We start from the raw sequence: 20,627 nt of genomic DNA, 5'->3' as shown, positions 1-20,627 counted from the left end.
TAACATGCGTCAAGGAACAAAAATCATCACATTAGATAACGGCTACCATCTGTGGACTAACACTCAAGGTGAAGGCGACATTCATTTACTAGCTCTTCATGGTGGACCTGGTGGAAATCATGAATACTGGGAAGATGCTGCTAAACAACTTAGAAAGCAAGGTCTTAACGTCCAAGTTCATATGTACGATCAATTAGGTTCATGGTATTCTGACAGTCCTGACTTCTCAGATCCTAAAGTCAGTGACGCAATCTTGAACTACGACTACTTCTTGGACGAAGTTGAAGAAGTTCGTCAAAAGCTTGGCATCGACAAGTTTTATCTGATCGGCCAATCATGGGGTGGAGCTCTAGTTCAAATGTATGCTGAAAAATATGGCGAACATTTGAAGGGTGCAATCGTTTCTTCAATGGTTGATAACATTACTGATTACACTGATCACTTAGCTGAAATTCGTGAAAAGACATTTACTCCTGAGCAACTTGCATTTATGAAGGAATGCGAAGCTAAGAACGATTACGACAATGAAGAATACCAAGCTCTTGTCGATATTTTAAACAAGAACTTTATCGACCGGAAACAACCTTCAACCCTTGATCACTTGATCAGTACCATGAACACTGATATTTATGGTGCCTTCCAAGGAGATAATGAATTTGTTATCACTGGTAAGTTAGGTGAATGGAACTTTACTGACAAGCTTAAAAACATCAAAGTGCCAACCTTAGTTACTTTTGGTGAACACGAATCAATGCCAGTTGCTACTGGTAAACGAATGGCAGAAATGATCCCTCATGCCCAATTCGTCTCAACTCCAGAAGGTGGTCACCACCACATGGTTGATAATCCAAATGTTTACTACGATCATTTGGCAACCTTTATCCGCGAAGTTGAAGCTGGTACATTCAAAGGTTAATTTAAAATCAAAAAACGCCTACTGATTTTTCAGTAGGCGTTTTTTTAATTGCTTTAAGTATTCATCAATCATTAATTATCGCGATGTTCTTCTGATCTTCACAATGTCTCTTTAATGGCATCATAGAATTCAGGCCATAAAAAAATTCCCCATAAACTTAATTATGAGGAACCTTAATGAATCATTCAACCTAGTACCACTTCTATTTTTAAATCGCGGTTTATTTATCCAATTTTCTGACGACGATTTGCCGATTTAATAGCAGTAAAATTCCTAGAGATATGATAATAAAACCAATACTACCGTAATTAATATATCTTAGCCCTGGGCCACTGATAATGGCACTTCCGCTAGCAGAACCCAATGAAATTCCTAAATTAAAGAACACTGGATTTAAAGATGAAGCAAACACAACTGATTGAGGGTAAAATTTCTCAGCGACATCCAGAAAATGAATTGTGATCGATGAACCCAAAAAATTAAACATCGATTCCATCAAAAAGATTAAGGTCAAGGCCAGTGCAACATTCTGATAGGCAAAACCAATGACCAAGAATAGCACTATCTCCACCACAAAGATGATTGGCATCTTCCGTAAACCATGGTGGTTAGCCAAGATACCAGACATTTGACTACTGAAGATAGAAATAATTCCAATCACTGCTAATATCGTACTCAACATTACTGGGCCAAAATGTAGCACATCAGTGATGATTGGTGCAATGTACGTGTGGAAAGTGTTGATTCCTGCTGACCAGAATAACGGTACGAGCACCCCTAGCCAGATTAAAGGATCCTTCAATAAAACTAATGGACTATCTTGTTGTTCGTCATAATCAGCTTTTAAATCACTAGGAAGTGACAATAAACTTAGTCCAAAAGTGATGATAGACAATATTGCTACTACCCAAAAGGAACTTTGCCAACCGGCAATATGAGCGACGTATGTCCCTACTGGCAGACCCACAACACTAGCTATACTAAAACCAGAAAAGATCCAAGCAATCGTAAAGCCTCGCTTTTCAGGTGGTGCAATGGCATTCCCGAACGTTAATGCCACAGATAGTAGTGAACCAGATACCGCGGCTGTCACGATTCTAGCCAAGACCATCATCCAATATGTGCTGGCCAAAGCGCTTAAAACTAGGCCAATAATATAGACAACCATTAAAATTTTAAACGTCTGATAATATCTAAATCGACCAACGAATAATGTAATTAGTGGCGTACAAATTGCGTACACTAAGGCAAAAATTGTCACGAGCAATCCTACACTTGCCAAAGAATGATTGAAAGAACTTGCTAAATCATTTAAGATTCCTGATACTAAAAACTCACCGCATCCCAGCGTAAAAGATATTAATACCAGAATAAAGAAGCGAAAGTTAAAAGATTTCATAATTTCCTCTTGTTCTGTAAATTCGTAATTACCTTAATTATAGGCATTTAACCAACTAAATTATCTTACCAGTAACGATTATGAGAATCAACGTGGGCAATGATAAATAAAAAAGCGAATCCACAATCGGATTCGCTTTTGACTATTCAACAGTAATGTCTTTAATTACTACATCTTCCAATGGTTTGTCAGATGCATCACGGTCGACCTTGCTAATTTCTTTAACAACATCCATACCGCTGATTACTTGACCAAAAACAGTATGTCTGTGATCTAACCATGGTGTACCACCGTTCTTGTATTTTTCAACAACTTCGGCTGGATAACCAGCACTTTCCATTTCTGAGATCATGTTAGCTGGCATATTGTCGCTAGACACGATGAAAAATTGGCTACCATTGGTATTAGGACCAGCGTTAGCCATTGATAAAGCGCCATTGAAGTTGAACAATTCATTTGAGAATTCATCTTCAAACTTAGCACCATAAATACTTTCGCCACCCATACCAGTACCAGTAGGATCTCCACCTTGAATCATGAAATCAGGTATTACCCGGTGAAAAATCACATCTTGGTAATAGCCCGTTTTGGCTAATTCAACGAAGTTTTTAACCGTTTTAGGGGTTAAGTCATCAAATAATTGAATTTTGATGTCACCATGGTTGGTTGCCATAGTAACTTTAGTTCCAGTTGCATTTGCTAAATCTAATTGTGGATACATATTGTCACGCTCCTATTAAATCTCATCTTCTTCGCGATTACGAAGACTAAGTTTTTCAACATTGAGAATTTTATCGACTAATCCATCATAAAAACTATTCTCATGACTAACAATAATAACATTTCCTGGGAATCGGTCAATTGAACGCTTCAAAGCTTCCTTGGTTTCTTCGTCCAAATGGTTAGTGGGCTCATCCATAATCAAGAAATTACTGTCTTTAAATTCCATCAAAGCCAGCTTAACTTTGGTCTGTTCCCCACCAGAAAGTTGGCCAATTGGTTTAATTGCATTTTGAGCATCTAAACCACACTTAGCTAACTTAGTTCTGATGGCCTTTTGATTCATCTTTGGATATTCATCAGAGATGATTTGCATTGGCGTCATTTGGTTATTGTCCCAAATCAATTCCTGACTAAAGTAATTGATCTTAGCAGAAGGTGAAAAACTAACATCCCCGCCCTTAGCAGGAATCTGTTGGAGAATCGTCTTAATCAGTGTTGATTTACCAACACCGTTAAATCCGCTAAAGCCAACCTTTTCACCCATTGTAACGGAGAACGTTACTGGTTCAAGCAATGGTTTGTTATATCCAACTGATAATTTATCAACCACCAGTGCCTCGTGTGAACCAGTATCAGCATATGGGAAGTTAAAGCTAGCTTGGATATTTGTCGAAGGTGGATCAACCTTTTCCATGCGAGCTAATTTCTTCTCACGGGACTTGGCCATCGTTGACTTAGAACCAGCCTTATTCTTACGAATAAATCGTTCAGCTTTTTCAATTTCAACTTGCTGTTTGTCGAATTGCTTTTGCTGAAACTCTTCTCGCTCTTCACGTTGACGCATAGCCTTTTTGAAACTACCACGATACTTAGTAATTTTGCCAAACGCTACATTAATAATACAGTTGGTGATTTGTTCCAAAAAGTCATAATCATGGGATACAACTAACACGGCACCCTTAAAACTATTAATGTATTCGATCAACCAATCAATTTGTGCCGTATCAAGGTAGTTGGTTGGTTCATCAAGCAAGATCACGTCAGGATTTGCTAGCAACATCTTAGCCAAAATGGCTTTTGAACGTTGCCCACCAGACATCTTACCAACTAAATGATCTCTACCGATACTATCTAATCCAAGACCAACAATAGTTTGTTCGATCTCAGTATCTAATTCATAGAAGTTACCCGCATCAAGATCATCTTGAAGTTGACCGGCACGTTCCATCAATTTGTCATCGCCAGTTTCGGCATAATCTTCATAAATCTTAGTTAATTGAGCATTCTTTTCATATAAATCAGCGAATGCAGTTCTCAAAAAATCAGTTAATGTTAAATCTTCTTCAACGTCTGCATACTGATCCAAGTATCCAATTTTAATATTTTTTTGCCATTTAACGTTTCCAGACAAAGGGAGGATACTTCCGGTAATAATCTTGATCAAAGTTGATTTACCAACTCCATTTTGACCAACGATTCCCATATGATCGCCCTTTTCCAATTGAAACTCGGCATCTTGGTACAGATCCTTTTCAGCAAAACTCATTGAAAGATCTGATACTTCTAACAGTGGCATTTATTGTAACTCCTTAATAAATTCGAAATAATCATACAAATCAATACGCTACTCTAATTTCAATTTCTAGTCAACCTTTGCAAACCTTTAAAATGGTATATAATTGAAGTACTTTTTGAAAAAGGATGTCTAAATATGAACGTAAGAGAAGTTGAATATATCACTATCCCTGTCACTAATCTGGATGCTAGTCTTCGATTTTATCATGAGGTATTCGATCTACCCATTATCGATCTAGCAGACGGTTCCAAAGGTGCCCAATTAAATAAACATTTTATCAAATTTAAATCAGTCGACCACGTGGAATATCCAGTCGAATTTGGCTTTGTTGACAAAGATACTATGGACAATATCCATTCGCATCTAATCAACTACTTTGTCGATATCGTCGATGGCCCTCGAGAAACTAATGAACTAAGGAGAAAGGCAACTTCAATCACCATTCTTGATCCCGATAAGAACCAAATTGAAATTACCGTATTTGACTAATGGTTAACACTGCAAACTACTTATCAACTAAGATATTACAAATCTTAAAGTGGATCGGGTTTGTAGCAATTTACCTAATTTCATCATCAATCTTTCAATCAACCACTTTTTTCTTGAATGATCCGGTGAAGGCCCAATATGCCTTAGGAATTGGATTGATTGCCACGGCGATTGCCTTAAGCATTATTGGTTGGCGATATTACCGCCAATTGAGCAACTTTAACCCACGAAACTTCGGTCATAAACCAGCTACCACTAAGAAGCTTTGGCTTTTGTTGGCGTTGTTTATCGGCATGATGTCTTTTCAGTACATTTGGAGCTGGCTAATTACCAGTGGCATCATTCATATGCCGGAAAATCAAACTGCCGTTGTGGAGCAATCCATTAAAATGCCGATTTGGAACGATATCTATTCGGTTTTCTTAGCACCAATTTTTGAAGAAATTATATTCAGAGGTATCTTTATGAACTACTTTTTCAATAAAGATAATCGCCTGAATAACATCTTGGCAATGGTTACCAGTGCGTTGATCTTTGGATTCGCCCACGAAATGCAATTCGACCTTAATTGGTTGATGTATTCAGGGCTTGGACTCTTCTTGTCGTACTCGTACATGCATTACCGTGATATTCGATTTAACATTGCGTTGCATATGATTAATAATTTAGTTTCATCTGTTTAAAAAAAGAATTAATCAAATTCGCAATTTATAAGACGGCCATATACTTCCAACCAATATCATTCATTTTATAAAAATATCTCGAAAAATCAGTTCTTCTATAAACTGATTTTTCGAGATATTTTTATTATCACTAAATTATATACTTTAAATTTTTAAACATTTTTCCTTCTGAATGAGAGTAAACCAATTAAGAGAAATAATACAGTGTATAAAATACTACCTACAAACAACTGAGCATCAGAAAGCTTAGTTAAAGTACTTCTAGCCGGATCTCCAATTTGATTAGCAAAGTTTAGAAAATTAAATGGATTCCACTTAACCCAGTTGTGTTTTGCAATCACGCTGAACATTAATGTACTTACAGCGCTAAAAGCAAAAAATGCAATTATTCCTACGCTTACAGCCATTGTAGAAGTTTTAAATAATGTAGCAAACAAGAAAACGACACTTAACACTAGCCATAGGCTTACAAAACTACTTCCAAGAGACACAAACCACTGCATAAGATATGTTATATGTCCGTTGCTAACCTTATCAATTTGAGTAATAGAGAATGTATTGTTTAAAAAGAGAACTTTCCCGACCAAAGCGGCAAGACCTGTTAACAAATACAAATATACAGAGTATAAAAACATGGTGATCCATTTGCTAATTAGTACTGTTTCTCTAGAATACTGTTGATATATAACTTCTTTTATAGTTCCGTACTGAAATTCCATTGAAATAATTGACGCACAGGCCGCTATCATAACAAACATTACCCAAGAATCAGATCCAAAACTAGAAGTGAAAAACATTTGTCCCGGAAAGGTCTTGGGGTAAATCTTACAAATAAAACTAATTCCGATTACAACTAATATTAAAATTATTGAAGCCCAATATGTACTTTTCTTTTTTAATAATTTAAAAATTTCTTGATGAATTAAAGTTAACATTAATTAATCCTCCTACTATTTTTCACTCGATGTCAACAGCTCTAAAATCGAGTCTTCCAAATCACTATCTTCATGGTTAAGTTGAATTATATCAATGTCATAATTTCCGAGAGTTTTAGTTATGACTGACAAGTTATATTCAGATCCGACTGCAATTCTTACATAATCATTATTTGATTCAAGAACTTTATATCCATTTTCACTCAAGATATCTTTGGCTCGAACATTGTCAGAAGTTTTAAGAACAATAGAATGTTTTCCAGAATTCAACATGTCAGCCATTGTAGTTTTTTTAACTATGTGGCCATCATCGACAATTACTAATCTATCAGCAATTTTTTGTAGATCTCCTAATATATGGCTTGAAATTAAAAATGTCGTTCCTTTGGCTTTTCTATTCTCAACAATTGTTCTTAATTCCTTGTTTGCTTTTGGATCTAATCCATTCATCGGTTCATCTAGTATTACTAATTTAGGATTATTTAAAAGGGCAAGAGCCACACCAACCTTTTGCTTCATACCTAAGGAATAGCCTTTTGTTAACTTATCGATAAATTTAGACATGTTTAATTCTTCGACCACATTATTAACTAACTCTTCCCTATTCTCGCCTCTGGCAAACAGTTGTAGCTGTTCTCTACCCGTCATGAAAGGGTACAAGCTAGGGTACTCAATTAATGCTCCCACGTCCTTTAATACGTTGTGATGTTCAAAAGTGCTTTCTGTATCGTTTACTAAAATTTCGCCATCACAAGATATTAATCCTAATATGGATTTCATAATTGTTGTCTTCCCAGCACCATTTGCCCCAACCAAACCAACAACTTCTCCTTCATTGCAAGTAAATGAAACATCATGAAGTGTTTTTGTTTTTCCAAAAGACTTACTAAGCTTGGTTACTTTCAGCACAACTCTTGACATAAAAATACCTCCATCAATAAATTCAGACATTTAATTAATCGTTAAATTAAATATCTCTTATAATTTATGATACCGTACTTAAAAAACTTTGTTAAATCAAGAAATGCTTATCTTCGGTCATTTAATGTAATCATAATATTTAATCTTAATCTTCTTGACGTTATACATATGTTTAGTTCACACTATAAATATTCGCTTATGCTACAATTCGCGCTTCAAGTTGGGAAAGGATTAAAGATGAGAAAAAATGTATTACTAGTATGCTTAATGTTTTCATTAGCTCTCCCGTTGACCGGATGCCACAATTTAAGCATATCTGATAAAGGTACAAATTCCATAAAAATTCTTAACTCAAAGAATCAAATAGTGTCTAGGACTCAAGGAAATAAAGAACATTTCAATGAGCTTGAACATTTAAACAGTCGTTATAAACCAATATCAACAGTGAAAATCCCTAAGTATGTTAAAAAAAGTTACGTATACATAATTCATAAACGCATTCATAACGTAACCATCAAAATTACAGTTTATAAAAACTCGCGATACGCAAGAATCACTGGAATGCCAATTATTGGAACTTGCATAGTTAAATTATCAAAATCAGAACACATAAAATTAAATCATCCTGTTGATAAAAATGTATGACCGGTATTAAATCACAAAACAATACATAATTTAAGGAGACTGTATGAACTACAAAAGACTTTCAATAATCATTTCCTTCTGGCTTGTATCCAGCACCCTCGCCATAGCAATAGCTCTTGGATCAATTGTACTAACGACGAAATTACATCAAAGAATCATCACATCAATTTTGGTTAGATTCCTTCTATCGGTTCTGCTGATATTCGTTTTAAACAAAATCTGGATGAAACAATCAGTCCAATTAGGAAAATCAAGTTGGAAAAAGAGTTCATTCTGGATTACTTTTTCTGTCTTAGTCATGTATATAATCATTCAATCATTTCCTTCTAACATCCTTCCATCCAATGCATATCCTTATATTTTAATGTCATTGGGCGCTGCAATATTTGAAGAATATCAATTTCGAGGAGTAATCTTAGCAAGCCTGATGAATAGCTTTCGTGGTAATACTTATACAAAACAGTTATTTGCAATCTTTCTAAGTAGCTTCTTCTTCGGCATGAATCACTTCACTTTGTTAATAGGAAACAATGATTTAATGAAGGTGGCTTGGAATGCGTTATCAGCCATGTCAGTTGGAATACTACTTGCACTGATATACCTAAAAACTGAGTCATTAGTCTTGACGATTATCATTCATTTTCTTTTAGATTATTTTTCATTTATCAATCCTGGCGATATATTAAACCTATATTCACCAACCAGAATCAGTATATTCTTATTAGCAGAAGTGATTTTTATCCCATTAATATTAAAAGAACGTAAACGAAAATTTGCTTGACGTCATCTCTTATAAAGAAGGCCTCCACACATTTGTGGAGGCCTTCTTTATATCTATTTATGTTGATCTATTTTCTTAAGTGCTTTATCTGGAATTTGGTCACGGTCAACTCGTTTATAATCGATAACGCCCTTGTGTTGTGACCAGCCAATTTTTAGGTAACGACCCTTAGTAAACTTGTGGCCCTGATATGAACCGACATGTAACTCACGGAAGTTTCCTTGGCGATCGTATCCTTTGATGTTGTACCAATAGACATCCGGATTATGATTGCCTTTACGTGCGTCAACATTAGCTAATTCGCCAACTTGACCATAGTAATAGTCTCTGGCCATATTTTGATAATACAAAGTTCCAAAGCCTAGAATTGCCACTATCAAGATTCCGATTAACCAACTTGAATATCTGCCCATATCATTCTCCCCCTATGCTTTAGTCACTCTAAATTGTCCTATATCATCGTGACCTTTTCAAGAAACGACTCTAACCTTTCGTCATGAGCATGTAAATACATTCCCTTAATGCCTCGTCTTAGCAAGACATTTAAGGCGTTTCTCATTAATAGTTGCTTACTTTCGTTAATTTCTTCAGTACTCATATCTGGACGCCGTTTAAAAACCTCTAAATCTGTAGCTTTACTTGGATCAACTCCCAGACTGTTTTGGTCCGTTAAATAAAATGGTGGACCAATAATTATCCCAATATAATTCAAATCAAACCCCTGAACTGTATAAATACTACCAACTTCGTTGATTGTTTGGGGTTGTTCAGCCCATGGTGTGGCCGAAAAATTGTATTGGTCCCATGGTAAATGAAAGTTTCCTTCATTAACTAAGTGTTTACCACCATCCAACGTAGATGGATAACCACTGGTGGCGGTCATGCGAGACAATCCCACTCGCTGATTTTGTTGAATGATCATCTGATACATCTCTTGTGCATCTGAAAAGACCCGTAAATCATAATTGCCAGGTTCTGGCATCTTATCGATTGGTTTTCCAGATATAAGATTGTCTAACCAAGCCATCATTTCCGAGCTAGCTTGCATCCGAAATTGCTCAGTTAGATGTACCACATCATGAGGATATGAATCGATCAATGATAACAGGCGCTGTTCATCCCAATAACTCTTAGTTTTTAACACTTGTGTTGGATCAAAAACCACCACAGTTACTCGACTCAACTGAATGATATCTTCTAGTTGATTATCACCATAATAGTTATTGTAGTGATCTGCTTTACTTAATAATAAATGGGCCTCATCAATGACAGTTAAATCAACCTGCTGCCCTTGTTTGTGCATTTGATTAATAAATGATGTCGGGCGTTGGTAATATTTTTTCAACATTCCCGGTGTCTGCCCAGCTAATTCCCGGTAGACCTTCAACAATTCTGGGTGATTAACCAAGAAATAACTAGCAGGTAATTCTTGTGCTAATTTGGTAAACAGCTGATTCAAAATCACACTCTTACCAGTTCCAGCATCACCCATTAAAACAAAGACTGCGTGTTCATCAGATTGTTGATATTGATAGACGAATTGAGTAATTTTATTTAACACATCAGCTTGATGCTTAGTTAAATCAATGTTGGCAGAAAAAGCATTTAAAGTATGTGAATCCAATATCAGTCGTCCCTTCCGCCAAGATATCTAAATAATTTGTTTTAACCAGTCCAATGATAATCCTAACCACTTAGAAAAATGATCATCGATCCGATCACCATTCACGATTCCTGTGTACTTGTTACCGATTCCCATTCCGTGATTACCAGTGGCAAATTCATGTAATTCAAAAGGAACATGGTTATCAGCAAGTGCTTGGGTATATGGCAAAATATGCTCGGTGAACGGCGTTAATTCATCCTGAATTGCGCCAAAGATGAAAGTTGGTGGAGTAGTTGAAGAGACTAGTGGCACAATATCTTCAGTGGTAACTCCCATTTGTTCATCCAACGTTGGTTTAATGACTGGATAACCTAAAATAGCAAATTTAGCCAATGTATCATCGCTGTCAGCATAGGCTGCGGCCAGTTGACCACCAGCAGAAAAGCCAATGATTCCCAACTTATTAACATCTACCTGCAGCTCGTCAGCATTAGCGACTATGTATTTAAATGCGTCGCTAATAACTTGCTTAGCACCCTCATAACTCCGATTTTCAGCTACGGGATATTTCACAGCAAATGTCTGAAAGGCCTGCGTGGCAAATGTAATCGCTACTCGCTCCGAATCACGTTCACGAATTGGGTTATAACTACCACCAGCAATAATCACTAACCCCGGTAGTTTTTGATCAGTATTGCTTTGATAAATATCTAATGAACTAATTTTTTGATCATCTAAGGCAACCGTTTCGATTTTCATAATGTCACTCCTTAATAAAGTTAGTCATGGTTGTTAGCTAATTGAACTTCTTGATATGCGAAGAACGCAAACGCACCTATTCCAATCACTAATTTTAACAATCTATAATTCAGTGTAGAAAAATTCAACAAGCTATCTGAATATGTAAATATTAATTTTAAACATGCGATTTGAAAAATGATCATAATCGCTAATTTGGGTGAGTTGTTTGTGAGCATTTATTATCCCCTCAATCTGTATCAATTAGTTCAAGCGTATCATAAACTTGACCTAACAAACAATGAACTCACAGCTAGTATCATAAGATTAACCCGTTAGAAACGTCTACTTCTGCGCCATAGTGCCTGAAAAAAGATTCCTGTATATCTGTTGCATTGCCCAAATAAAAATGCCATAAAATCAACTTCAATAACTGATTTTATGACATTTTATTTCGAATTAACCTATTAGAAAATCTACATCTTACAATACAGCTTTTGTAACTGAATTCCTACATGGCATTTAAATTAAATAAATAAAAATACCATCAAGTCAGCTCCTCTAAAAACTGATTTAATGGTATCTTAATTTGGCTTGAGTATATTGATTTAACATCCTTCTAAAACACGCCGACTTGTTCGCCAAACAACTGTCTGGTTCTTAACCTTATTGATTTAACATCCTTCTAAAACGTCCGATGTTAGCCACTGAAAAATTATTGCGTTCTTAACCTTATTGATTTAACATCCTTCTAAAACAGAAGCATTCATTGCTTCGATAACCATGCTCGTTCTTAACCTTATTGATTTAACATCCTTCTAAAAACGTTGTTTTCACATTAAAATATTAGTTTTATCCATGCCAGTCAACAAAGTCTTGATCAATGAACGTAAAATCACATTCTTTATAGAACTCCTGAAATTCTAATTCTGTGAATTCAATAATAATCATTGAAAGACCCGAATCTTTAATTAATGCACATAAATCTTTAAATTGTTCCGCATCTAAGTAATGAGCTACATTAGTTAAAGCGACGCAATTACCAATTGAGCATTCCTCATGCACTTTAATTACAGACTCAATTATACCATAGGGATTGTTCATTACTCCTTCATCAAAGTGTACTTTGCAAAAGGTCAGGGCTCTTTTTAAATCTAAATCAACTGCAACTTGTAACGGTAAATCAACCATAAATAAATCAGATTGAATTACATTATATAAATTTTGAATTGCTTCTATAGTTTTATTACGATTGTTTTCAGTAAGTCCTGCCATTGTTGTTTTTGAAATTTCGGTCACATATTTTTTTACATCGAACTCAGCATCAGCCACGTCACCAAGCCAATCAATTGTCGATTCAATTTTCTGTTCTTCGAATTGATCATCATAGACCCTTAATAAATCATTTTTTCCTCGAAATCCAAAAACCATGTCTCGATAAACAACTGGATTATCCGTTGCGATGACACTAATCTTTCCGACTTTCACATCTACTTCTTGATGAGTCGCATAACTTAATTTCATAGTATCACCAGCCTTTCAGAAGAGTTTCTAACATCATCCACTGGCTTTCCAATCAAAAAGTGCATATCGTTATACTGTTTTTCAGTCAACATCAGTGACTGTACTAATCCATGCTTAGGTAAATATGACATTACTCTTCCTTCCGCAAACTTAGCTGACTTCCTATTTACGCAGACTTTTACGTAAACAGAATACTGAATCATCAGAAAACCTTCATTAATTAATTCTTTTCTGAATTTACGATATTCTCTTCTTTGGTCTGATGTTTCCACTGGTAGATCAAACATTATCATTAATCGCATTATTCGGTACCTCATTTATGAATTCCATCTCCATCTTAATCATCTTCTTCTCACTCACTAAATATTCTAAACATCCTCGAACATACTCTGTAAGCACATTTCGTAACAGCATATTCCTGTTGTTAAAATTAATCTCCAAATTAAGCAATCGAACTAACCCATACTTTACATCAGGAGTTAGCTCGTTAAATTTCTGATTAGCCACCCAGTAATCAACGATTGGTCTAAATGGTTCCATCAGATCCGAGCCTAAGTTAAACTGATTTTCATCACTACAATGATGAATTCCCAAGTTTGTCAAGTATCCATTCGAAACAATTTCTTGATTAATGCATGCTAATATTATTGAATAACCGTAGTTAAGGGCTGCATTAATTGTTGAGCCACTTCTTCTTGAAAATCCTTTGTCAAATAGTATCGGAAAATATTTTCTAGCAACGACAGCTTCTTGGTTAGTAATATCATTAAATTCTAGCTTATCCAATGAATTATTCAGCGGTGTCGTCGATAAGTTCATAGCCTCTAATACCTTAATTTGATTATTAATTTTATGTACGACAATTTTAGTCCATAAAGTCGCCATTTTTTCTTCAGACCAGTTACATTGTGAGATAATCTTTTGTCTAGTTCGATTAGTAGGATAATAACCCACTGTCTCACACACCGGTTCACTAGATGAGTCTGTGAAGATTACCTTCACTTGATGATCAGCTAGCTTACTAATTAAAGCCGCTGTTAAGACTGCTTGAGTGGTTTCAATGAGAACTATATCAATATCATCAATCGGTATCTGACTGATTCCATCCCTCGTTTGAACAACTAACGCCCTCGCTGAATACGACATTTTTGCATGCTGCGAAATAATTACTGATCTCCATCCCACTGTAATTAACACTTGCCTTTCATTAAATATTGGATTATATTTATTTTGTTGGGTAGCTCCCAATTCTTGACCTTATTGATTTAACATCCTTTAGTTAAAATCAAGCAAAGCGCTTTGCGCTTAGTTTTTCCTTTTGACCTCTTAATGGGGCATACATAGTTCATAAAAGCGGAGTCGCCAGGTTGGCGGCTCCGCTTTTATGTTACAAATCCTTTATTTTTACTTCTCGCTCAAACAAGCCTGACACCGATTGGTAAATAATTTTTGCATTTTCTGATAGAACTATTCCTCCTTTCGATTGCATCATTCCGAATGGAGTTTTTAATCCTAATAATTTGAGATCCTTTCTAACCGCATTAGCATGCAATCCATTTAGAATATTATCTAGAGTTTCCCGTTTACCAATTGAGGTTAATTTGTTACCAATATACTCATTAAAGTTTGGTAATCCAACAAATCTATCTCTACCATCGCTTAAAAGCTGCCTAGATCTACTAGTATCATAAAGTGTAAAGTGACGATTAACTATACCAATAATTTCATCAAAAACTCTGATCAACTGATCATCATTTGCTGGAGTATCCCGATGTTTATCTAATATTTCCATTGATTTTTTACTTAGTACTAATTGCTTAGCGTTATGCTTGTACTCTGAGCTACCCAACGTATACTTATCAGAGCCATCGACAACTAACTGTCCATATAAAATTCTTGGAATTATTATTTCAAATTTATCAGTGACAATAGTAATTTCACCAGTTTTACGATTCTTCTTATTTTTATTGAACTGAGGGACTAATACTTCTGTCAGTGTTTCAATATATTTTTGTTCACTAACTTTTTTAGCCTCATTTAACAGACTAACCGCTCTTACTGGTACACCAACTATCTTGAATTTACCCTTGGACTTAACCAATGCCATGTATGCATCGTTATTACCACTATATCCACCGTACAGCTCAATTGGTTTACTTTGCTTAATTGGAATTAATCGTTTATTCTCCACTGTTGATTTAGAATAAACGGTTTGATTAAATAAAGCTCCTTTATTCGCATGAACTTCCTTGGAAACCAGCATGAATTTGTAGTTATAGATATCATTTAATATCTTCAAATTCTGTTCTTTATCCCAAAGAATTTCACCTTCAGAATTAGTAATTTTATCCGTATCAGCTAATGGACCTATAAAATCAAACGACCATTTTCCATTTGTTTCAGGAAGTTTATTAAAGTCACCATATACAAAGGCTGGCCTTAATTTAGGATATCTTTCATACATATATGATCCTAGTAAGGCAGTTAGATATCCATCCATAGCATGGTGATAATCATTAACTTCTCGGACTTTTATAAGATTAAATTGTTTTCTAAACTCTGTGTTTTGCTTTGCCCGAATTTCAATTATCTCAGTACCTTTTTCTTGATACATGTTGCCTAAAATGTTGGCAGATAATTTAATGACTTGGCTAGTTTCAACTAATTGACGATTGATAAATCCATGGGCCGTGTATTTATCAATTGAATCGGGATCAGTAAATAAATTCTTAAGCTTCCTTTTAGAAATCAAACCGGCATCGGCTAGCTGACGCCAAAAGACACCCATTTTTTGGCTAAATCTAACATAAGGAACGCTATCAGACTTAGCGTTATTAACCGCTTTTTTTACTAATACTCGGTTATTTAGTGAATCGTCCTTAATGAACGCTTGAGGCAGCACATGGTCAATATCATAATTATTTAAATCATCAATATTGATAGGTACCCCTGTGTACATATCCCTACCTAATTGTGAAAAGTACAGAACATACTTATCACTCATTTTCTTTTGATCTGCAAAATTAATCAATTCATCTTTTAGGCCTTCATCAACAATGTCTTTCGCCGTAGATTCAAATGTATCAAGCATTTGACTATATCTTGATTTCGTCCGGACTGGGCGTTCATCATCAGAACGAGTAAACTCAATCGCAATTTTTGCAGGTTCTTGGCCGACTGCTTTGACAATATCTTCCACGATTCGTACTACTTGGCGAATCGCTTTTTTGTTTTGTGGTGAGGTGTACGCATCATCTAAAATAGTTTCTAAATTATCCGGCCTAACAAAGTTCAAGTTCATCTGATGAACTTGTTCAGCAATCTCTGAATCGGCCATAATTTGCATAAAATTATTATTGGTATTCCAAAGTAAATCCATAATAGATTCACCATTAGCGTTTCTAACACCCGTCAATAATTTGGCTGATAGCCTTCCCCAACCACGATGTCTTAGTGAAACCAGCGACTTAACTTGACTACTCGTTAACCAAGTGATTTCAGCCAATTTTGCTTCATATATTTTTCGGTCTTCAAACACAGTTGACCATTCAATAATATTCTCAAAATCATGTTGGTAATCAGGATTATCAATGTTATCTGGGAATGTTTTTCTGAGTTCATTATAAGTTCCTAATGAATTATTAAACTTAATTGGATCGGATAGACCTTCAATCTTTGGTGCCTTCAAATACTGCTTATAACTAATTAAGAAGTTTTGTAATTGCTTTACTGACACTCCTTTTTGTTGCTTAAAGAGATTGTCAAAAATCGCTTGTTTTTCTGAAATGCTTAATCGATGGCCATCGACTCTGACCATATTCAATTCATTTAGCACTTTAAACTTTTGGTATAGGATACTTTCATCTGGTAACACGTCTTCAGCAAATAAATAGGTGTCATTTGTTGTCATTCGACGAATAAATTGGTTGGCCGACTCCATTCGATCAACTTTTTCATCGAAGTTCCATGGGGTGATATCGCCACCAGCTTTTCGCTTCATCCATGCGAAACTTTTGCCGGAAGATTTTTCTTGGTCTTCGGCTGTGATCATTGGTCCAACGTAGTAGGGAACTCTAAACGTAACTAATTCATCTAACTTGTATTTAGCCACTTTTTGCCGTTGCTCGTTTGGATTAAGTTCTAATAAAAATGGATAGTACTTTCCTTGCATTTCGATAATTTTGTCTAATTCAATCTGATGCATTTGATGAGGAATTGATCCGTTAGCCGATGTTCGTTGCTTAGGCATAAATTTGTCTAATTCAATTTCTTCCAAAATTTCTTTGGCCAAAGCTGAATCATCAACGATATTCTGGACTTCACTATAGAATTTATCGCGACTAATAACTTTTACGTTATCAATTGAGCCAACATATTTGGCATATGCGCTTCTTAATTCTGTTGCTTGTTGTTCTGGTAAGTAACCCATTAGTTTCTTAAGCTTATCCAAGTCTTTACCATGACGATAATACTTATCGATCATTGATTCTGATAGGCTCATTCCTTCCGGAACAATTGTAGCTAAAGTGACTTGGGAGCAAACATTTTGAATGATTTCAACAATTGTAAGTTCATCATTATTCATCATTCCAGACAGATTAGCCAGGTTATCATTGATTTCTTCATCATCAAAGTTTAGTTGCCAGTCTTTTGCTTCTTCAGTGTCGTGCTGCAAAATCACATCTAATTTGAATTTGTATCCCAAGAAAGCTTTGACAATTTCAGAAGCAATTTTTTTATTATTTTTTTGAATCTGTTTATCAGAAACCGCGATTGCCAATTTATCTTTTAAAGATTTTTGTCGATCAAGCTTTCTAATTTCATTATCAATCAGCTCATCTTTAAAGGAATTGGTATCTTCAGTATTAATTTCAAAATCAATTTCTAAATTCTTAAAAGCTTCGTTTAATTGGTCAAATTGGTCATCCAACTCCATTTTACCAACAGAAAATTGATTAACTGGGGTGTTATTTAAAAAATTGCCTCGATACTTAACAATATGATGGATTGCAAGATAGACTTCTCTTAAATCGAACTGTCTATCCTCAGTCATTAACTTGTGACGTAAATGATAGATAGTTTTGTAATTTTTATAATATTCTGCATCAGTTTTATCGGGAAATAATAATGATCCCGAAAATGCTTTATTAGTATCTTGATTAGATAAATTCGAATACTTTAATCTTCTCAAAAAGGTTTCATCAATTTCGGCCAAATGTGGTGCAAAGATTTCATTTAAGAAATTTAACCGCCACTTACGTCGATTAAGTCTCCTTCTAGTAGTTCTAAAGCCCCTTCTTTCTTCTGCGGTTTTACCTTCTTCAAATAGTCTTACACCAATCACGTTTTTACCTTTTGCTCTGATTAGTTGATAATGACTATCAATAGCAGCAAAACCTACCGAATTGGTTCCGATATCTAATCCCAAAGTGTATGGTTCTGTCATTATGTACTCCTCCAAAAATTATTCTATTTTATTATGAAGGGCTACATAGATATAAACAACTACTAATTCAAAGATTATTTTTCCATATGAAAAAGGTTCTACACAAAATGTGTAGAACCTCTTTTTAATCGACTAACTTGCCAACAACTTTTAATTTTCCCAGAATCGACTTTCCATGAGGAGTTCCCTCAATTTCTTTACTAAGGTCCTTACCTGCTGTCAGTCCATAGTGTTTACCATATTCCCATGATTCTTCATGAGTGACATCATAAACCACTCCATCGATTGCAACGTATGCTCGTCGACCATTACCATCGAATTGTGCCAACTCATCGCTAGTAAATGTCTTTAAATCATCATCAGCCATTAGTAACATCCCCATTCAGTATTTACCTTCATTCTAGCCAAGTTCTGGTTGTTAGTCCAAAGAACCATCCTAAAATTATTGTTCGTCACTACTTAGCTTCAACCACACCTTCATGTGATTGAGAAGTAGTAGCGATTTCTGAACTTCGTTTGTCACCCATCAGCAGGTTCAAAATGATGGCACTGACTGCACCGACTGTGATTGGTGAACCGAGTAGATATTGAATCATTTGAGGAGCTGAATCCATTACTTTAGTTGGTAACAAAATTACTCCCATCGTCAAAACAATTGGAATACCTAATATATATGTCGTACTTTCAGTGACATTGAGTCTTCTGATAACATTCAAGCCGTTAAGCATAATAATGACACAAATTATTGCAAAAATGCCACCGATCACTGGAGCAGGCACAGCTGATAAGAATGCGGACAGTTTGCCGAAAAATCCTAAAATAATAAACCAAATACTAGCGGAAATAAACACTCGTTTGCTGGCAACTCCAGTGATCGAAACAATTCCAGCATTTGTTGAATACCCCGTCATTGGTGTAGTTCCTAAAAATGCAGCAATCAAACAACTGATCCCTTCACCAATGATGCCTCGATTCCACTGTTTCTTTGACAGTGGTTCACCAATAATCGCGCTCATCGCAAACCAAGTTCCAGTGGTTTCCGTTGTTAGTACCATATAAATAATGACAAAGGTAAAAATTGCTGGTAATGAAAAGTGAAATCCGTAATGAAGTGCAGTGAACTTAGGTAAACTAACCCAATCAGCATTGGCAACTACTGACCAGTCGACCATCCCACGTGAAGATGCAAAAATCGTTCCCACTGTTAACGCGATGACAATCGAACTAACCCGAAATAGCTTTTGAAACTGTGGCATTCTTAATCCAATAATAATTGCTAGTAACATTGTACCGCCAGTGACTGCAGCGACTTCGATATTCTGGTCAACATTTCCCCCCGCTTTAAAGATATTGTCATTCAAGGCAGAAGGAAGCAAAGATAATCCGACACAGGTGATAATTGTTCCACCGACTAAAGCTGGAACTAGTTTATTAATTATTTTTTGATAGATTCCAGAAACTCCTAAACCAATCAGTAACAAAGCACCAATGGCAATGGATCCTAAAACGGTCCCCATGCCACCATTAGCAGCTCCATATGCAGCATAGATTCCAGCTACCGCACCAATTGGAACAAAAGAAGGTCCTTGAGATATCGGCATTTTTAAAAAGAATTTGGTTTGAATAATGGTTCCAACTCCACACGCAAGAAACGCGGCTTGTAGAAACCCAGTTTTTTGAGTCAGGGTCATTGAGAGCAATCCGGCCATGATCAAAGGCGGTACATATACATCCATTGCTAGGACATGTTGTAAACCTAATAAACCAGATTGAAAGTAAGACACCTTATCTTCAGGACCATATAGCAAACCATTTTCTTTATTTGTCATCGATATCTATCTCTCCTTTGTAGTAAAACACGAACATTGATTTTGTTTAAAAAATTAGCATTCGTGAAATGATTGTTCATAAGTATAGTTTATAAAATTCAGTTTTTCAAGGCTAATTTAAATTAAACTTCATTTAATGTTCGTGTTTTGACGAATACACAGAATTATCGCAAGTTATCAATTGCCAAACATTCGCATTTATTACCACCGGGGCGACAATCAGCCAATATTTGCTTGAAATATTCTCTTGACGGATTTTAAGCATTACATTATGATTAGAAATATCAAAAAACGAAAGGAAAGACTGTCCTATGAATAAGATTACTCTCCGTCTTTGGCAACTCCGGTAATCAAGCCTCATCTCACACAGATGGCGCTTGATCTCTTTGCGATGATTAAAGCGCATCTGTGCCGGC

The 20,627-nt window shown here is 35.6% G+C and carries 18 protein-coding genes; 4 read left to right on the top strand and 14 right to left on the bottom strand.

All coding sequences use genetic code 11. The features are described 5' to 3' along the window. The first annotated feature begins 4 nt into the window (after window positions 1-4). A complete protein-coding gene (locus O0236_RS02080; RefSeq protein ID WP_268912526.1) occupies window positions 5-916 on the top strand; it encodes a proline iminopeptidase-family hydrolase in 912 nt (303 codons plus the stop codon). 220 nt (window positions 917-1,136) lie between these two features. Here O0236_RS02080 and O0236_RS02075 read toward each other — a convergent pair whose 3' ends face one another. The 3 genes from O0236_RS02075 to O0236_RS02065 all read right to left on the bottom strand — a co-directional run bounded on the left by O0236_RS02075 (window position 1,137) and on the right by O0236_RS02065 (window position 4,614). Beyond that, the gene (locus O0236_RS02075) at window positions 1,137-2,315 is read right to left on the bottom strand and encodes an MFS transporter (protein ID WP_268912525.1); all 1,179 of its coding nucleotides are present in this window, start codon (window positions 2,313-2,315) and stop codon (window positions 1,137-1,139) included. Window positions 2,316-2,457: 142 nt separating this feature from the next. After that, window positions 2,458-3,036, bottom strand: a complete 579-nt coding sequence (locus tag O0236_RS02070; protein WP_268912524.1) for a peptidylprolyl isomerase — start codon at window positions 3,034-3,036, stop codon at window positions 2,458-2,460. 15 nt (window positions 3,037-3,051) lie between these two features. After that, entirely contained in the window at window positions 3,052-4,614 is a 1,563-nt protein-coding gene (locus O0236_RS02065) for an ABC-F family ATP-binding cassette domain-containing protein (RefSeq protein ID WP_268912523.1), read from the bottom strand. Window positions 4,615-4,749: 135 nt separating this feature from the next. Between O0236_RS02065 and O0236_RS02060 the strand changes: the two genes are divergently transcribed. Next, on the top strand, window positions 4,750-5,103 hold the full coding sequence (locus O0236_RS02060) for a VOC family protein (RefSeq protein ID WP_268912522.1): 354 nt from the start codon (window positions 4,750-4,752) through the stop codon (window positions 5,101-5,103). Next, on the top strand, window positions 5,103-5,786 hold the full coding sequence (locus tag O0236_RS02055) for a CPBP family intramembrane glutamic endopeptidase (RefSeq protein WP_268912521.1): 684 nt from the start codon (window positions 5,103-5,105) through the stop codon (window positions 5,784-5,786). Before O0236_RS02060 ends, O0236_RS02055 begins: the two co-directional genes overlap by 1 nt. A 152-nt stretch (window positions 5,787-5,938) precedes the next feature. Here O0236_RS02055 and O0236_RS02050 read toward each other — a convergent pair whose 3' ends face one another. Then, window positions 5,939-6,721: an ABC transporter permease gene (locus tag O0236_RS02050; RefSeq protein ID WP_268912520.1), complete on the bottom strand. Its 783-nt coding sequence runs from the start codon at window positions 6,719-6,721 to the stop codon at window positions 5,939-5,941. Window positions 6,722-6,736: 15 nt separating this feature from the next. Continuing rightward, window positions 6,737-7,642, bottom strand: coding sequence for an ABC transporter ATP-binding protein (locus tag O0236_RS02045; RefSeq protein WP_268912519.1), 906 nt, complete (start codon window positions 7,640-7,642; stop codon window positions 6,737-6,739). Between the two features lie 688 nt (window positions 7,643-8,330). On the opposite strand from O0236_RS02045, the gene O0236_RS02040 reads away from it, so the two are divergent. Beyond that, window positions 8,331-9,068, top strand: coding sequence for a CPBP family intramembrane glutamic endopeptidase (locus O0236_RS02040; protein ID WP_268912518.1), 738 nt, complete (start codon window positions 8,331-8,333; stop codon window positions 9,066-9,068). Window positions 9,069-9,121: 53 nt separating this feature from the next. Here the strand turns inward: O0236_RS02040 and O0236_RS02035 are convergent, their stop codons facing one another. From O0236_RS02035 to O0236_RS01995, 9 genes are all read right to left on the bottom strand, one after another. Further along, window positions 9,122-9,481: a YxeA family protein gene (locus O0236_RS02035; protein ID WP_268912517.1), complete on the bottom strand. Its 360-nt coding sequence runs from the start codon at window positions 9,479-9,481 to the stop codon at window positions 9,122-9,124. 38 nt (window positions 9,482-9,519) lie between these two features. Next, window positions 9,520-10,692, bottom strand: a complete 1,173-nt coding sequence (locus tag O0236_RS02030; RefSeq protein ID WP_268912516.1) for a DUF2075 domain-containing protein — start codon at window positions 10,690-10,692, stop codon at window positions 9,520-9,522. 27 nt (window positions 10,693-10,719) lie between these two features. After that, window positions 10,720-11,433 carry an alpha/beta hydrolase gene (locus tag O0236_RS02025; protein WP_268912515.1) on the bottom strand — a complete coding sequence of 238 codons (714 nt, stop codon included), beginning with the start codon at window positions 11,431-11,433 and terminating at the stop codon, window positions 10,720-10,722. Window positions 11,434-12,264: 831 nt separating this feature from the next. Next, the gene (gene csn2 / locus O0236_RS02020; RefSeq protein WP_268912514.1) at window positions 12,265-12,936 is read right to left on the bottom strand and encodes a type II-A CRISPR-associated protein Csn2; all 672 of its coding nucleotides are present in this window, start codon (window positions 12,934-12,936) and stop codon (window positions 12,265-12,267) included. Further along, window positions 12,933-13,238, bottom strand: coding sequence for a CRISPR-associated endonuclease Cas2 (gene cas2 / locus O0236_RS02015; RefSeq protein WP_268912513.1), 306 nt, complete (start codon window positions 13,236-13,238; stop codon window positions 12,933-12,935). Before cas2 ends, csn2 begins: the two co-directional genes overlap by 4 nt. Continuing rightward, window positions 13,216-14,121, bottom strand: a complete 906-nt coding sequence (cas1, locus tag O0236_RS02010) for a type II CRISPR-associated endonuclease Cas1 (protein WP_268912512.1) — start codon at window positions 14,119-14,121, stop codon at window positions 13,216-13,218. Before cas1 ends, cas2 begins: the two co-directional genes overlap by 23 nt. Window positions 14,122-14,323: 202 nt before the next feature. Beyond that, on the bottom strand, window positions 14,324-18,382 hold the full coding sequence (gene cas9 / locus O0236_RS02005) for a type II CRISPR RNA-guided endonuclease Cas9 (RefSeq protein ID WP_268912511.1): 4,059 nt from the start codon (window positions 18,380-18,382) through the stop codon (window positions 14,324-14,326). Between the two features lie 124 nt (window positions 18,383-18,506). Further along, window positions 18,507-18,749: a cytochrome b5 domain-containing protein gene (locus O0236_RS02000; protein ID WP_268912510.1), complete on the bottom strand. Its 243-nt coding sequence runs from the start codon at window positions 18,747-18,749 to the stop codon at window positions 18,507-18,509. 88 nt (window positions 18,750-18,837) lie between these two features. Beyond that, a complete protein-coding gene (locus O0236_RS01995) occupies window positions 18,838-20,211 on the bottom strand; it encodes a uracil-xanthine permease family protein (protein ID WP_268912509.1) in 1,374 nt (457 codons plus the stop codon). Window positions 20,212-20,627: the final 416 nt, after the last annotated feature.

Origin of the sequence: Lentilactobacillus sp. SPB1-3 (genome assembly GCF_026913205.2) — a bacterium.
Classification (GTDB): Bacteria; Bacillota; Bacilli; order Lactobacillales; family Lactobacillaceae; genus Lentilactobacillus; species Lentilactobacillus terminaliae.
The sequence above is the reverse complement of the archived record's forward strand: the minus strand, read 5'-3'. Positions and strand labels throughout refer to the sequence as shown.